Source organism: Ruegeria sp. 6PALISEP08, from assembly GCF_001238295.1.
GTDB lineage: Bacteria > Pseudomonadota > Alphaproteobacteria > Rhodobacterales > Rhodobacteraceae > Ruegeria.
Genome location: NZ_LGXZ01000003.1, coordinates 166,511 through 181,047, shown reverse-complemented (window position 1 = coordinate 181,047; position 14,537 = coordinate 166,511). Strand labels below are relative to the sequence as shown.

Below are 14,537 nucleotides of genomic sequence, written 5' to 3'. Positions count from 1 at the left end.
TGTACCACGTTCCAGAAACATAGTGTTGGCCCGTCCGGTGACGCAGGACCTGTAATAGTGACTTGAAATCACGTTGTTTTTCGGCCTGCAAAAGGAACGCATTGACAATTCCCGCTTGCCCCACACATTTTGCACCACCATAGAAGGCGTCAAATTCGTCGAGCGAGGTTTCCCCTTAAATGCCTGTAGTTGTTGTAGAATCTCCGGCCAAAGCTAAAACAATCAATAAATATCTCGGCCCCGACTACACAGTTTTGGCCTCTTACGGCCATGTGCGGGACCTTCCCCCGAAGGATGGATCAGTCGATCCCGAGCATGAATTTTCCATGAAATGGGAAGTCGGCAATGACAGCCGCAAGCATGTCAAAGCCATCGCTGACGCGCTTAAAGAAGACAACGCACTGATCCTCGCCACCGACCCTGACCGTGAAGGCGAGGCGATCAGCTGGCACCTGCAGGAGGCGCTGACCAAACGCCGCTCGATCAAGAAAGATACGCCGGTCAGCCGAGTAACTTTCAATGCCATCACCAAAGAAGCCGTCACTCAGGCGATGCAGAATCCGCGTCAGGTCGACATGCCGCTGGTCGAGGCCTATCTGGCCCGCCGCGCATTGGACTATCTGGTGGGCTTCAACCTGTCGCCCGTTTTGTGGCGCAAGCTGCCCGGTGCGAAATCAGCTGGGCGCGTCCAATCGGTCTGTCTGCGTCTGATCGTCGAACGCGAGATGGAGATCGAAGCGTTCAAGCCAGTCGAATACTGGTCGGTCAAAGCACTGTTCGAGACTCCGCGAGGTCAAACCTATGAGGCGAGACTGGTCACGCTGGCAGGAAAAAAGCTGGACAAACATGATCTGGCCAATGCGACCCAGGCGGAACTGGCAGTACAGGCCATCACCAGCCGCGCACTCAGCGTCACTTCGGTCGAGGCCAAGCCCGCCGCTCGAAACCCCAGCGCGCCATTCATGACGTCAACCTTGCAGCAGGAAGCAAGCCGCAAGTTCGGTATGGGTGCACGCCACGCGATGCAAGTCGCGCAGCGGCTCTATGAGGCGGGCTACATTACCTACATGCGGACCGACGGCATCGACATGGCGCCTGAGGCCGTGGTGGCAACGCGGGATGCCATCGGGGATCGTTTTGGCGCAGAATATGTTCCGGACAGCCCGCGCATCTACAAGAACAAAGCCAAGAACGCGCAGGAAGCGCACGAGTGTATCCGCCCGACGGATATGGCCCGCGACGCCAAGGCGCTGAAAGTCACGGATGACGATCAGCGCAAGCTTTACGATCTGATCTGGAAGCGTACCATCGCCTGTCAGATGGCCGCCGCCCGTTTGGAACGGACCACCGTCGAGATTGGCAGCGACGACGGTCAGGTCGGCCTGCGCGCCACCGGTCAGGTGGTTCTGTTTGATGGCTTCATGCGCGTTTATGAAGAAGGTCGCGACGATGTGGCCGATGACGACGAAAAGCGCCTGCCGCAAATCATGCAGGGCGATCCGGCGCGTTTTGCCAAGACTTCCCTAAAGGATCAGTTCGCCAAGGCGACCAGCGACAGCGGTGACAGGGTCGCGAAAGAGGCGGTCCTGTCCGAGAACGAATCCGTTCTGGCCCTTCAACACCACACTCAACCGCCCCCGCGCTATACCGAAGCGACGCTGGTCAAGCGGATGGAAGAGCTTGGGATCGGACGGCCTTCGACCTATGCCTCGATCGTAACGACGATTCAGGACCGGGAATATGTACGCAAGGACAAGAACCGGCTGATCCCCGAGGAAAAGGGCCGGATCGTTACGATTTTCCTGCTGAATTTCTTCCGGCAATATGTCGGTTACGAATTCACCGCCAATCTGGAAGAAGAGCTGGATGACGTCAGCGCCGGGGACCGTGACTACAAGGACCTGTTGGGCAAATTCTGGCGCGATTTTTCGGCTGCAATTGGTGAGACGTCCGAGCTGCGTATTTCCGAAGTGCTGGACAAGCTGGACGAAGCACTGGCGCCGCAGTTGTATCCGCCACGCGAGGATGGATCGGATCCGAGGATTTGCCCGAAATGCGGCAACGGCCAGCTGCACCTGAAGACCTCGCGCACCGGCGGTTTCGTCGGTTGCGGCAATTACCCCGAATGCACCTATACCCGCCCCATCGCAGGTGAAGGTGCCGAAGGTGAAGAACGCTTGCTGGGTGAAGATGCAGGTGATGAGATCTGGCTGAAATCCGGTCGTTTCGGTCCTTACGTTCAGCGCGGCGAACCCACGCCCGAGAACAAGAAACCTCCACGCGCCTCTTTGCCACGCGGGTGGAGCAAGGATGACATGGATTTGGACAAGGCGCTGACGCTGCTGTCCCTGCCCCGCCAAATCGGCGAACACCCCGAGGGTGGCATGATCAGCTCGAATTTCGGGCGGTTCGGGCCATACCTGATGCATCAGCTACCAGAAGACGCGAAGCCGGTTTACGCCAATCTCAAGGATCCCAACGATGTGTTTGAGATCGGCATGAACCGCGCAGTCGAGATGCTGGCCGAAAAGCGTGCCAATCCGGGTCGCGGACGGCGGGCGGCGGCGAAACCGCTGAAAGAACTGGGCGAGCATCCCGATGGCGGAGCTATGCAGGTTCTGGACGGGCGCTATGGGCCTTATGTGAAGTGGGAAAAGGTCAACGCAACCATCCCCAAGGACATCAAGCCTGAAGACGTAACCCAGGAAATGGCCATCGAACTGGTGAATGAACGTGCCTCCAAGAAGGGCACCAAGAAAAAGGCGGCCCCTAAGAAGAAGGCAGCAGCCAAGAAGGCGGCGGAGTAGGTAGAAATACCAACACTCCCTTGGTTTCATTGACTTCCCAATGACGTGGCGGCACAACCTGCCCATCACCATGTCATTGGGGGAGTTTTCCATGAAAAAAATCTATGCCAATGCCACCGAAGCGCTCGATGGGGTGCTGACGGATGGCATGTTGATCGCCGCGGGCGGCTTTGGCCTGTGTGGCATTCCGGAACTGTTGCTTGAAGCTATAAAAGAGTCGGGCGTCAAAGACCTGAGCTTTGCATCGAACAATGCCGGTGTGGACGATTTCGGTATCGGCATCTTGCTGCAGACGAAGCAAGTCAAAAAGATGATCAGTTCGTATGTCGGCGAAAACGCTGAATTCATGCGCCAGTATCTGAGCGGTGAGTTGGAGCTGGAATTCAACCCGCAAGGAACACTGGCCGAGAGGATGCGCGCGGGTGGTGCCGGCATTCCCGGCTTCTATACCAAAACCGGTGTTGGCACCGTGATTGCCGATGGCAAGGAACATAAGGACTTCAACGGCGAGACCTACATCCTTGAAGAAGGCATCTTTGCCGATCTGGCCATCGTCAAGGCGTGGAAAGCCGACGACACAGGAAACCTCGTGTTCCGCAAGACAGCCCGGAATTTCAACGTCCCTGCGGCGACCTGCGGTAAGATCTGCGTGGCAGAAGTGGAAGAGATCGTTCCGCGCGGCTCGCTCGACCCTGACTCGATTCATCTGCCCGGCATCTATGTGAATCGCATCGTTCAGGGCAGCCATGAAAAGCGCATAGAACAGCGCACCACCCGCAAGAAGGAGGAAGCATAATGCCCTGGGACCGCAATCAGATGGCCGCGCGCGCGGCAGAGGAACTGGAAGACGGCATGTATGTGAACCTCGGCATCGGTATTCCGACGCTGGTGGCCAACTATGTGGGTGACAAGGACATCACCCTGCAATCCGAGAACGGTATGCTGGGCATGGGCCCCTTCCCGTTTGAAGGCGAAGAAGACCCGGACCTGATCAATGCGGGCAAGCAGACGATCACCGAACTGTCCCGCACGGCATATTTCGACAGCGCCACATCTTTTGCCATGATCCGCGGCGGCAAAATCGCAGCAGCGATTCTGGGCGCAATGGAAGTGGATGAGAAAGGCGACCTGGCCAACTGGATGATTCCCGGCAAGCTGGTGAAAGGTATGGGCGGTGCAATGGATCTGGTCGCTGGTGTTGGCCGGGTGATCGTTGTGATGGATCACACCAACAAGCACGGCGACAGCAAGGTTCTCAAGGAATGCACCCTGCCACTGACCGGCAAAGGCGTGGTCGATCGCATCATCACCAATCTGGGTGTGCTGGATGTGGTCGAAGGTGGCCTGAAGATCGTCGAACTGGCTGATGGGGTCAGCGAAGACGAGATGCGCGCAGCTACACAAGCGACACTCGTTTCCTAAAAGAACTAAGGCCCGCCGGATCAAGGCGGGCTTTAGTCAGTTTGAGGTCTGGAACACGCACCCGTCAGAAATCAGATCGGGCGGCGTGGCACACAAGGCCTTTGCGATCTGGAATGCGGCCAGAACTTTGGGCACATAATCCCGTGTTTCTGAGTAGGGTGGAACGCCGCTGTGCTTGCGCACAGAACCTTCACCCGCGTTGTATCCGGCCAATACCAGAATCGGATCATTCCCGAATTCTTCCATCAGCCAGTTAAGATACTTCACACCCCCGGCTATGTTCTGAGCTGGCTGAAGGCTGTCTTTCACACCGAAACGAGCTGCCGTGGCGGGCATGAGCTGCATAAGCCCCTGTGCGCCCGCAGAACTGATCGCATCCACCCGCCCTGCGGACTCGACCGAGATCACCGCCAGGACAAGGGCTGGCGAGACATTCGTTCCAACAGTTGAACGCAGGATCTCTTTGCCTTGCTGCTGCGCAATGTTCTGAAGCGTTTGCAGGCGGGGAGACCGCACGCTGGTAGCAGCAAGGGCAGAAATAGCCGCATCAAGACGCCCGGCCCCGCCCTGACCGATTTCGGGCGAGATCCTGTCCCAGAACGCCTTGTACGACCCTTTGGGATCACGCTTGGCTTGTGTCTCTGGTTGAACGGGTTGGGCAACTTCTGTCCGTGCGACGACATCCGGCACAGATATCTCTGCCCCTGTGCTGGGTGCTGAAGGGCGTGTCGCATGTTCTTCCGCAGTGATTTGCACCGTCACCCGGGGACGATCGCCGGATTTGGGGGCCTTGATCCTTTTGTACACGCCGCGGGGTTCAGCTTCGGTCGCGCCAACCGATGGGGCACCCGATAGAAGAAACGCCAGTACACCGGCGCAATGAAGTGCGGTCCGGAGAGTCATTTGCCTGCCTCATGTTTTCTTTTTAGGCGATTTGAACTCCGAATCTTCGCGCAAAGCCAGAAAAACAAAGCGAAATGGGGCAATTTCGCCTCATTTGACGCAATTTTGCATCGCCAAAGGATGAGTGAACCAGCTTAGGGAGAATTTTTTTCATTTTATTTCAAGGTGTTACAAATTTCATGACCAAAAAGTTAAGTTGCACGAAAAAAAATCTGCGTTTGGCCCAATTCCTGCCACGCCTAACAGGCAAACATAGTCCCATACCGAGACGATCGGGAGCGGACTGAGAGAGAAAGCTCTGGAAGACGCCGAGGTTCACTAAACTTTTTTAGATCCTTTAGGAGGGACGTAACATGATCAAGTTCATCAAGAACTTCCGCAAAGACGAAGACGGCGCAGTAACAGTTGACTGGGTTGTTCTGACCGCAGCAGTCATCGGCCTGGCAGCCGTTGCATACCAGCAGATTTCGGCTGGCGCGACTGGCCTGGCTACCGATGTGAACACCGCGCTGAACGCAGCGTCGCTGAGCACCGGCAGCAACACCGCAACAGGTGGTATCACGACTGCAGGCTCCAACTAAGCTTCTGCTTTTATAAGAATTCGAGACCGCGCCTTCTTGGCGCGGTCTTTTTTTTGCGATGCATGACCACCCACTTGAAGTCAAAAGACTTGAGCTAGAACCAGCACGAATAGCTGGGCGCTTATCCCAAAAAGTCGCGATCCCGCATCTGTGTCTCTGCACAAAATTGCTGTCAAAAAGCGCGAAGCCCTCAACCATTCCAACAAAATCAATTTTTGGCCCGATTTCCGCCATTCGAGCGAACCAGTTATGGGTGACGCTACGGAAAACACATACGTAATAGATTGGAGAGAAAGTCATGCTCAGGTTCCTTAATCGGTTTAAGTCCGACGAAGCAGGAGCGGTGACAGTTGACTGGGTGGTATTAACCGCTGTGGTCATAGGATTGTCGGGTGCGACCTTCCTCGTCATCAGCTCAAGCGTTGACGGCATGGGTGGCAACATCAATGAGGCCATGAGTAGTTCTGTAGTCAGCACCGGCTCAAACAGCGCAGCCGGTGGCCTTGTCACAGAGGGAACCAACTAAAGCTCAGCAGGCTTACGTATTGGCCCGTTTTTCCCGACATGGTGCCGAGCTGGCTGAACAAAAAACGCTGCCCCCCTCAACGGAGCAGCGTTTTTTTTGCCGTCTGCAATCCCGCGGAAAGCAGACAAATGGACGACATTTCTGAGCCAAATTGTGCTGAAGATAACGCGAAATCTGATAATCAGACATTTTTGTCCCACATTTCGACACAATTTGTGGCTAGGCATTAGGCTGTTTCAAAGCGACCTCTTGGCCGCTAAGAATTCGACCAAACAATAAAAGAGGTACTCGCATGCGAGCGGTATTCGGACTTGTCCTGATTGTCGGCGTTGCTCTGGCCGGGGGTGCTGTCTATATGGCACGCAACTATATTTCGGCCTACCAGAACGAGCTGGCCCTTCAGAGACTCGCCGCAGAAGAGGCGCTGGCCAATGCTCAGGTCGAAGTCATCCCCACGGTAACAGTTTACGTCTCGAATCGCCTGCTGAAATACGGTGAGCGTCTCACTGAAGAAGACATCCGCGCCGTGGACTGGCCGGAAAACGCTATTCCTGAGGGCACCTTTTCCGAGATCACAGCTCTGTTCCCGGAAAGCGGCCCCAATGAGCGTTTTGTTCTCAGGACAATGGAAAAAGACGAAGCGATCATGGGCGTCAAGATCACCGAACCCGGTGAAAAGGCTGGCCTGACGTCGCGCCTTGAAAAAGGAATGCGCGCCTTCGCGATCAGTGTTGACGTCGCCTCGGGCGTGTCGGGCTTTTTGCGGCCGGGTGACAATGTTGACATCTATTGGACCGGCACCAGCGGCACTGTGGAAGGCAACGGCAACGGCGGCATCACCCGTTTGATCGAAACCAGCGTTCAGCTCATTGCCGTCGACCAGACAGCCGGTTCCGACGTTGCCAACACAACCATTGCACGGACGGTTACGGTCGCAGTTACACCGCAACAGGTTGCGGCACTGGCGCAAGCCCAGAATTCCGGACGACTGTCCCTGGCACTGGTGGGTGTCGCAGATGAATCCGTTGCATCCACGATTGAAGTCGACCAGCGCAAGCTGCTTGGCATTCAAGACGCAGCCCCGGAGCCAGAGAAACAAGTCGAGCAAGTTTGCACGACCCGCATCAGACGTGGCGGCGAGATCGTAAATGTGCCCATTCCCTGCACAAACTAACGCCAATTCAGAACCTTACAAGATCGGAGCCGCGCCGTGTGCGCGGCTCTTTTCTTTGTGAATGTTGCCATTTCTCCACATAAGGAAAATTCCGGAAACCATTGATTATTGCAATAAATTCGGATTTCGCGCAGTCTCCTTTCCCATAGGGCATAAGACCCAAAAAACGAGGCGTGATCGGAGAGGCAGGTCACATGACATTACGTTCCTGGATCAGCGCAACCCTGCTGGGGTTGACGCTTGTAGCAAGTCCTGTCGGAGATTCCGCCTGGGCTGAAACTTTGCGTGTGGTGAAGAAGGGCACGGTGGAAACACTTGATGTCCCGATGAATCGCGCGATCGTCGTTGAAAGCGAGCAACCCTTTGCAGAGCTCAGCATTGCCAACGCGGGCATTGCAGATATCTCATCCCTGTCGGACCGGACCATTTACGTTCTGGGTAAGGCCCCGGGCCTGACGACACTGACCCTGTTTGACGGGGCCGGCAACCTGTTGGCCAACGTCCGGGTGCGAGTCTCGCCCGATGTTTCAGAATTCAAGGAACGTCTGCGTCAGATTCTTCCCGATGAACCAATCGAAGTTCGAACCGCCAATGATGGCATCGTGTTGTCTGGAACGATTTCAAGCGCGGCCAAGCTGGCACGCGCGCTGGAATTGGCTGAACGCTATGCTCCTGAGCGCGTTTCGAATCTGATGTCGGTCGGTGGCGTTCAGCAGGTCATGCTGAAAGTACGCTTTGCGGAAATGAACCGCTCCGTCGCCAAAAGCCTGACAGCATCGCTTGGTTTCAGCGGTGGAGACGTAACTGGTGGTTTCAACTCGCTCAACAACCAGTTTTCACTTAACAACGCTCTCGCAAACAACATCCCGGCCGTGCAAACAAACACTGGAGCGATTCTGTTCGGGTTTGGCGCTGGTTCGACGCAGGTTCGCTTGTTGCTAGAAGCGCTTGAAAGCAAAGGTCTGGCCCGCAGCTTGGCTGAACCCAATCTGTCGGCCCTATCTGGGCAGGAAGCAACGTTTTTGGCGGGTGGCGAGGTTCCGATTCCCGTGCCGCAGGATGACGGTGTCGTAGCCATCGAGTACAAGGCGTTCGGTGTCGAGATAGATTTCATCCCTCGCGTTGTAGATGGCGACCTGATCAACCTTGAAATGGGAACAGCAGTTTCAAGTATTGATCAAAGCTCAGATTTTACAATCAACGGCGATTCCGTTCCCAGCTTCATCACCCGTCGAACCACGACCACGATCGAGTTGCGCGATGGTGAAAGCTTTGCCATTGCAGGGCTCATTCAGGATGATTTTGCAGATCTGAGCAATCAGGTGCCGTGGCTAGGCGATGTACCGGTTCTGGGTGCTTTGTTCCGCAGTTCCAACTATCAGCGGCAGCAGAGCGAACTTGTGATTATCATCACTGCGCACCTAGTTACGCCGACACGTGGAGAGGCACTTGCCCTTCCGACCGACCGAGTCAAACCGCCCAGCGAATTTGACCTGTTCGTCAATGGCAGGGTAGCGCGGACGCAGCGTGCTGGCGCCGGAGGGGCATCAGAAGTTGCACGGCAAGACTTCGGCAGTTCCTACGGCTATGTCCTAGATTGATCAGGAGGATCGGACCAATGCAAAAGTGGATCATCACACTGGGTCTTACGGTCGCTGTCGCCGCATGTACGCGCGAGGCCGGATACGAGATCGATGCTGGAACATTCGGCAACGCAACATTGAACAACATCCAGGTACAGAACGGTGAACTGACATATGCTCAGATTCTCGGCCGCCGCTTTGCCGCAGATGTGCCAAGTCAGGTCAACTTTGCGTTCAATAGTTCGCAACTGGACGCATCGGCCCAACGTGTTCTGTTGCAACAAGCCGACTGGATCAAACAGTTCCCCGAAGCGCGATTCCGTGTTTACGGGCATACGGATGCAGTGGGATCGACCAGCTACAACAAAAGCCTGGGTATGCGCCGCGCGCAGGCAGTCGTGGCTTTCCTTGAACGGCAGGGTATCTCACGTTCACGCCTTGAAGCAGTCGTGTCCTTTGGCAAAACACAACCGTTGATCGCAACACCGAACCGGGACCGCCGCAATCGCAGAACGGTAACTGAGGTTTCAGGTTTCGTTGACCGCAACCCGCAATTGCTGGACGGTAAATACGCCGAAGTAATTTACCGCGAATATGTCGAAAGCGCGACTTGGAAAAGTACGATTGAACAGGTTACAGCGACAGAGGGCGCTGACGCGGGTCAATAATACGCACGAAATGGGCGACATCGTCGCCCATTTCCCTACAATTGGTTCTTTTGCGCCCAATTCTCGCCCAACTTCAAAGCGATTTTGTGAACAATAGGGTGACCTGCGGCCAAATTTGACCGTATCGGGGCGACAGCACATCAAACTGGCGGATTTCGTTCATATGACATGCTGAGCCCTCACGACGAGGATAATGTTTATGACCAGCGCGACGCCGCAAGATGACAATACTGCAATTTTGGCCTGCACAATCAGCCGGGATGTCCAGAATTTCGATCTTTTGATCGAAGATATGGAAGCCATTTTAGGCGAACGATGGGGTGACCTGGGATTTGCAGAAGCATTGGCCTTTTTCAGCCAACCCGAGGCCGAAACACTTGAGTTTGTCGCGTTGGCGATCGATGGCGAAGATGAAGACAACCTCTCTTTGATGGGTGAGATCATCACTCAGGCCAAAGAGAAGAAAATCAAAGTTGTTCTAATCGCTGAAGACGTCACTCCCGCCTCGCTGCATCAATTGCTGCGCAAAGGCGCTGACGAGTTTGTCCCCTACCCCTTGCCTGAAGGCGAGTTGCAGGAAGCCATCGAGCGTATGAAGCAACCCGATCCGGTTGCCATGGCCCAGGCCGCTGCGGTCCCCCTTGCAAAAGGGGATTCGAAAGAAGGCGCTTTGTTTGTCGTTCAAGGACTGGCCGGCGGCGTCGGTTCTACCACCATGGCCGTCAATTTGGCCTGGGAACTTTCCTGTGTGTCCGACAAGGATGCCCCCACTGTCTGTTTGATCGACCTCGATCTGCAGTACGGTACTGTTTCCACGTATCTGGATCTGCCACGTCGCGAAACAGTGTTTGAAATGTTGTCGGACACCGATTCGATGGACAGCGAGGTGTTCTCGCAAGCCCTTCAAACATATGAAGAAAAGCTTCAAGTCCTGACATCGCCTTCCGACATGGTGCCGCTGGATCTTATCACACCTGAAGATATCCAGCGCGTCATCGACATGGCGCGCACGCATTTCGATTACGTCATTGTCGACATGCCCAAAACGCTGGTCCTGTGGTCCGAGACGGTCTTGCAGGCGGCGCACGTGTATTTCGCCATGATTGAGTTGGATATGCGATCTGCACAGAACGCTCTGCGCCTAAAGCGCGCGCTACAGGCCGAGGAACTGCCCTTCAACAAATTGCGTTTCGCGCTGAACCGGGCGCCAAAGTTCACCGACTTGAATGGAAAAAGCCGTGTAAAGCGAATGGGCGAAAGCTTGGGGATCTCAATCGACCTGCAATTGCCCGACGGGGGCAAGCCAGTCATGCAAAGTGGCGACCACGGTCTGCCATTGGCAAATTCTGCCGCCAAGAACCCGTTGCGCCGGGAAATCGCCAAGTTAGCGAAATCGCTTCACAGCCTTGGTAGCAGCAGCGCCGAAGAAGCAGCTTAACATCTTCGCAAAGGGGTACCTGCCGTGTTTTCAAGATATAAAAAACAGCCCGCTGCACAGCCGGTTAAAGCTCCGGCAAAAGCCACTGAACCGGCAGCGCCCGTCGCAGAGGCTGCGCCCACAACAACGGCAGTTGCACGCAAACCCCATAAGAAGAAAGTTGGCGAGTTCGCCGGATCTGACCGTGATCGCAAGCGTAAAGAGCGGCTGGGCGAGATCAAAATCGAACTCCACCGGGAATTGTTGGAAAACCTGAACCTTGCCGCTTTGGAAAACGCTGGCGAAGCTGAATTGCGTGCAGAAATTAGCGCAATCGCAAGCGAGGTTCTGGAAACAAGAAACATTGTCCTTAACCGAGAAGACCGGTCGCAGCTGAACAAAGAGCTGTATGATGAAGTGACCGGCCTCGGCCCGCTTGAAGCTCTGCTCCAGGACGATACGGTCAACGATATTCTTGTGAACGGCCCGCAACAGATCTTTGTGGAACGTGAAGGTAAGCTGGAACTCAGCGACATTACCTTCAAAGATGAAAAGCACCTGATGCGGATCATCGACAAGATCGTGTCTGCCGTGGGCCGTCGTGTTGATGAATCAAACCCTTATGTTGACGCCCGTCTGGCTGATGGGTCGCGTTTCAACGCCATGGTGCCCCCGGTTGCGGTTGACGGCTCTCTGGTTTCGATTCGTAAGTTCAAAAAGGACAAGCTGGGCATCGACGACCTGGTCAATTTCGGTGCGTTCACCGAAGAAATGGCCGCGTATTTGCAAGCGGCGGTCTCGACCCGTCTGAACGTGATCGTATCTGGCGGTACCGGTTCTGGTAAAACCACCACGCTTAACGCCCTGTCCAGCTTTATCGACGATGCCGAACGTATCCTGACCATCGAGGACACGGCGGAACTTCAGCTGCAACAGACCCACGTGGGTCGGATGGAAAGCCGCCCGCCCAACGTCGAAGGCAAAGGTGAAGTCAGCCCTCGCGACTGTTTGAAAAACGCCCTGCGTATGCGCCCCGACCGCATTATCGTGGGCGAGACGCGTGGCGCCGAGGTGATCGACATGTTGCAGGCCATGAACACGGGCCACGACGGTTCGATGACCACGATCCACGCCAACTCGGCGCGTGACGGGATTTCGCGTCTCGAGAACATGATCGCGATGGCCGGGATCGAAATGCCGATCAAAGCAGTGCGCAGTCAGATCTCGTCCGCTGTGAATCTGATCGTGCAGGCCAGCCGCTTGCAGGACGGTTCGCGCCGCATGACCTCAATCACCGAGATCACCGGCATGGAAGGCGACGTCATATCAATGCAGGAAATCTTTCGTTTTCAACGTGTCGGCCTGACACCGGACAACAAGATTATCGGACATTTCACAGCAACCGGCGTGCGCAGCCACTATTCGGAACGCTTCCGTCTGTGGGGCTTTGACCTGCCAGCGTCGATCTACGACCCAACCGCAATGTAGGAGAACCGGGTATGCAATTGCCTATGGAGGCGATCATCTATGTCGCCATCTTTGTGGGGGTCCTTGCCCTGGTTGAGGGCATCTATCTTGTTGCCTTCGGCAAATCCATCAGCCTGAACAGCCGGGTTAACCGACGTCTAGACATGCTGGAGAAGGGTGCCGGGCGCGAACAGGTGCTGGAGCAGCTGCGCAAGGAAATGCAGCAGCATATGAAATCGCAGAGCATCCCTCTGTATTCGCTGCTTGCTGACAAGGCGCAAAAGGCGGCAATTGCGTTCTCTCCGCGTCAACTGATCATGATTATGGCCCTAGTGTCTGGGATGGCCTTTGTCGGCCTAAGCATCGGCACCGCGACGGATACGACTCTGCGCATCGCAATTTCCATCGCTATCGGCATCGGTGGCGTCTACGCCTGGGTCAACCACAAAGCCAAGAAACGTATGGGCATGATTGAAGAACAGCTGCCTGATGCGGTTGAACTGATGGTACGCTCTCTGCGCGTCGGAAACCCGTTTGTTTCGACAATTCAAGTGGTTGCAAACGAAGTCCAAGACCCTTTGGGCACTGAGTTCGGCGTTATCGCCGACGAATGTGCCTATGGCCGCGAGGTCGGCGAGGCGCTGAAAGACATGGCTGAACGCCTGGACAATCAGGATTTGCGTTTCTTGGCCGTGGCTGTGGGCATTCAACAACAATCAGGCGGTAACCTAGCTGAGATTCTGGCAGGTTTGGCACAGGTGATCCGCGCGCGCTTCCGCCTGTTCCGCCGCGTGAAAGCCATCACTGCCGAAGCGCAGTGGTCAGGCAAGTTCCTGTCCGGCTTTCCTGTCGCCTGTTTGATTTTCATCTTGGTCAAAGACCCTGGATACTACGACGACGTTATGGACCACCCTTGGTTTATCCCCGCGTGTTTCGTCGTCGGCATACTTCTGACGCTGAACCTGATCGTCATGAAGATCATCACCAACATCAAGGTCTGAGGAAAGCCAATGGAATTTCTGACGCGCATCAATGACCTTTTGACCCAGAACCTGGGTGAATTCGGACCCCTCATAGCTGTAGGCGTCCTCGGCTTGCTTCTGATTATCGTGGCCGTGTTGCTGATGGTGAATCAGCCTGAAGACCCGCTGAAGAAGCTGCAGCGGTCGAACGCTGCCCCTAAAAGGCAGCCCAAGGACAAGAAAGAGCGTCTGCGCAATTCCGGCCGCAACGAACAGCTTGAGAAATTCGCGAACTTCCTTGAGCCCAAGAACGAGGAGGAGTATTCGGCGGTCGAGCTGAAGCTGCGTCAGGCCGGGTACCGATCAAAGGACTCGGTGCGTTTCTTTCATTTTGCGCAGTTTGCGCTTGGGATTGCTGGCATCATGGTTGGCATTCTCTTGATCACAGTTTTGGCCGGTGATCAGGAGTTCACCGGTCAACAGATGATGATCCGGGTTTTTGTTCCCGCCGCAATTGGCTATTTTGCGCCCAAGTACTGGATCACACGCCGCGTGGCCGAGCGGCAGGAAGCGATCACCGCAGGCTTTCCAGACACGCTTGACCTGATGTTGGTCTGCGTCGAAGCTGGACAATCTCTGGATCAGGCCATCGTGCGTGTCGCCAGCGAAATGAGTTCCTCTTACCCGGAAATTGCCCAGGAGTTCGAAATCGTCGCCCATGAAATGAAGGCTGGTAAGGACAAAGATAATGTTCTGCGGGACTTTGGCACGCGGTGCGGGGTGCAGGATGTGACCTCTTTTGTAACCGTTATGATCCAATCGGCCACATTCGGTACATCGATTGCCGAAGCTCTGCGGGTTTACGCCGGCGAGATGCGCGATAAACGGGTCATGCGCGCCGAAGAGGCTGCGAACAAGTTGCCGACCAAGATGACTCTTGTCACAATGATGCTGACAGTTCCGCCACTGCTGATCATTCTGGTCGGCCCGTCGGCAAACGTCATTTCGAGTTTTGGTCGCTAGGGCG

At 55.4% G+C, this 14,537-nt stretch carries 13 protein-coding genes; 12 read left to right on the top strand and 1 reads right to left on the bottom strand.

Annotated features, from left to right (window positions below; all coding sequences use genetic code 11):
- Positions 1-179: 179 nt before the first annotated feature.
- The 3 genes from topA (at position 180) to ALB80_RS06315 (ending at position 4,229) form a co-directional block, all read left to right on the top strand.
- The gene (topA, locus tag ALB80_RS06325; RefSeq protein ID WP_050603193.1) at positions 180-2,807 is read left to right on the top strand and encodes a type I DNA topoisomerase; all 2,628 of its coding nucleotides are present in this window, start codon (positions 180-182) and stop codon (positions 2,805-2,807) included.
- A 91-nt stretch (positions 2,808-2,898) separates the two neighbouring features.
- Entirely contained in the window at positions 2,899-3,603 is a 705-nt protein-coding gene (locus ALB80_RS06320; RefSeq protein WP_050603358.1) for a CoA transferase subunit A, read from the top strand.
- Positions 3,603-4,229, top strand: coding sequence for a 3-oxoacid CoA-transferase subunit B (locus tag ALB80_RS06315; RefSeq protein WP_050603192.1), 627 nt, complete (start codon positions 3,603-3,605; stop codon positions 4,227-4,229). Before ALB80_RS06320 ends, ALB80_RS06315 begins: the two co-directional genes overlap by 1 nt.
- Before the next feature lie 36 nt (positions 4,230-4,265).
- On the opposite strand, the gene ALB80_RS06310 is transcribed toward ALB80_RS06315, so the two are convergent.
- Positions 4,266-5,132 (bottom strand): lytic transglycosylase domain-containing protein, encoded by an 867-nt coding sequence (locus ALB80_RS06310; protein WP_050603191.1) that lies wholly within the window; start codon positions 5,130-5,132, stop codon positions 4,266-4,268.
- Positions 5,133-5,485: 353 nt separating this feature from the next.
- Between ALB80_RS06310 and ALB80_RS06305 the strand changes: the two genes are divergently transcribed.
- The 9 genes from ALB80_RS06305 (at position 5,486) to ALB80_RS06265 (ending at position 14,533) form a co-directional block, all read left to right on the top strand.
- Complete coding sequence (locus ALB80_RS06305) at positions 5,486-5,713, top strand: Flp family type IVb pilin (RefSeq protein WP_050603190.1); 228 nt, start codon at positions 5,486-5,488, stop codon at positions 5,711-5,713.
- Positions 5,714-6,011: 298 nt separating this feature from the next.
- A complete protein-coding gene (locus tag ALB80_RS06300; protein WP_050603189.1) occupies positions 6,012-6,239 on the top strand; it encodes a hypothetical protein in 228 nt (75 codons plus the stop codon).
- A gap of 292 nt (positions 6,240-6,531) precedes the next feature.
- Positions 6,532-7,413 carry a Flp pilus assembly protein CpaB gene (gene cpaB / locus ALB80_RS06295; protein ID WP_050603188.1) on the top strand — a complete coding sequence of 294 codons (882 nt, stop codon included), beginning with the start codon at positions 6,532-6,534 and terminating at the stop codon, positions 7,411-7,413.
- A 194-nt stretch (positions 7,414-7,607) separates the two neighbouring features.
- Positions 7,608-9,014 (top strand): type II and III secretion system protein family protein, encoded by a 1,407-nt coding sequence (locus ALB80_RS06290; protein ID WP_050603187.1) that lies wholly within the window; start codon positions 7,608-7,610, stop codon positions 9,012-9,014.
- 17 nt (positions 9,015-9,031) lie between these two features.
- Positions 9,032-9,664 carry an OmpA family protein gene (locus tag ALB80_RS06285; protein WP_050603186.1) on the top strand — a complete coding sequence of 211 codons (633 nt, stop codon included), beginning with the start codon at positions 9,032-9,034 and terminating at the stop codon, positions 9,662-9,664.
- Positions 9,665-9,863: 199 nt separating this feature from the next.
- Positions 9,864-11,102: an AAA family ATPase gene (locus ALB80_RS06280; RefSeq protein ID WP_050603357.1), complete on the top strand. Its 1,239-nt coding sequence runs from the start codon at positions 9,864-9,866 to the stop codon at positions 11,100-11,102.
- A gap of 24 nt (positions 11,103-11,126) precedes the next feature.
- Positions 11,127-12,569, top strand: coding sequence for a CpaF family protein (locus tag ALB80_RS06275; protein WP_050603185.1), 1,443 nt, complete (start codon positions 11,127-11,129; stop codon positions 12,567-12,569).
- 11 nt (positions 12,570-12,580) lie between these two features.
- Positions 12,581-13,549 carry a type II secretion system F family protein gene (locus ALB80_RS06270; protein ID WP_050603184.1) on the top strand — a complete coding sequence of 323 codons (969 nt, stop codon included), beginning with the start codon at positions 12,581-12,583 and terminating at the stop codon, positions 13,547-13,549.
- A gap of 9 nt (positions 13,550-13,558) precedes the next feature.
- On the top strand, positions 13,559-14,533 hold the full coding sequence (locus ALB80_RS06265) for a type II secretion system F family protein (protein WP_050603183.1): 975 nt from the start codon (positions 13,559-13,561) through the stop codon (positions 14,531-14,533).
- Positions 14,534-14,537: the final 4 nt, after the last annotated feature.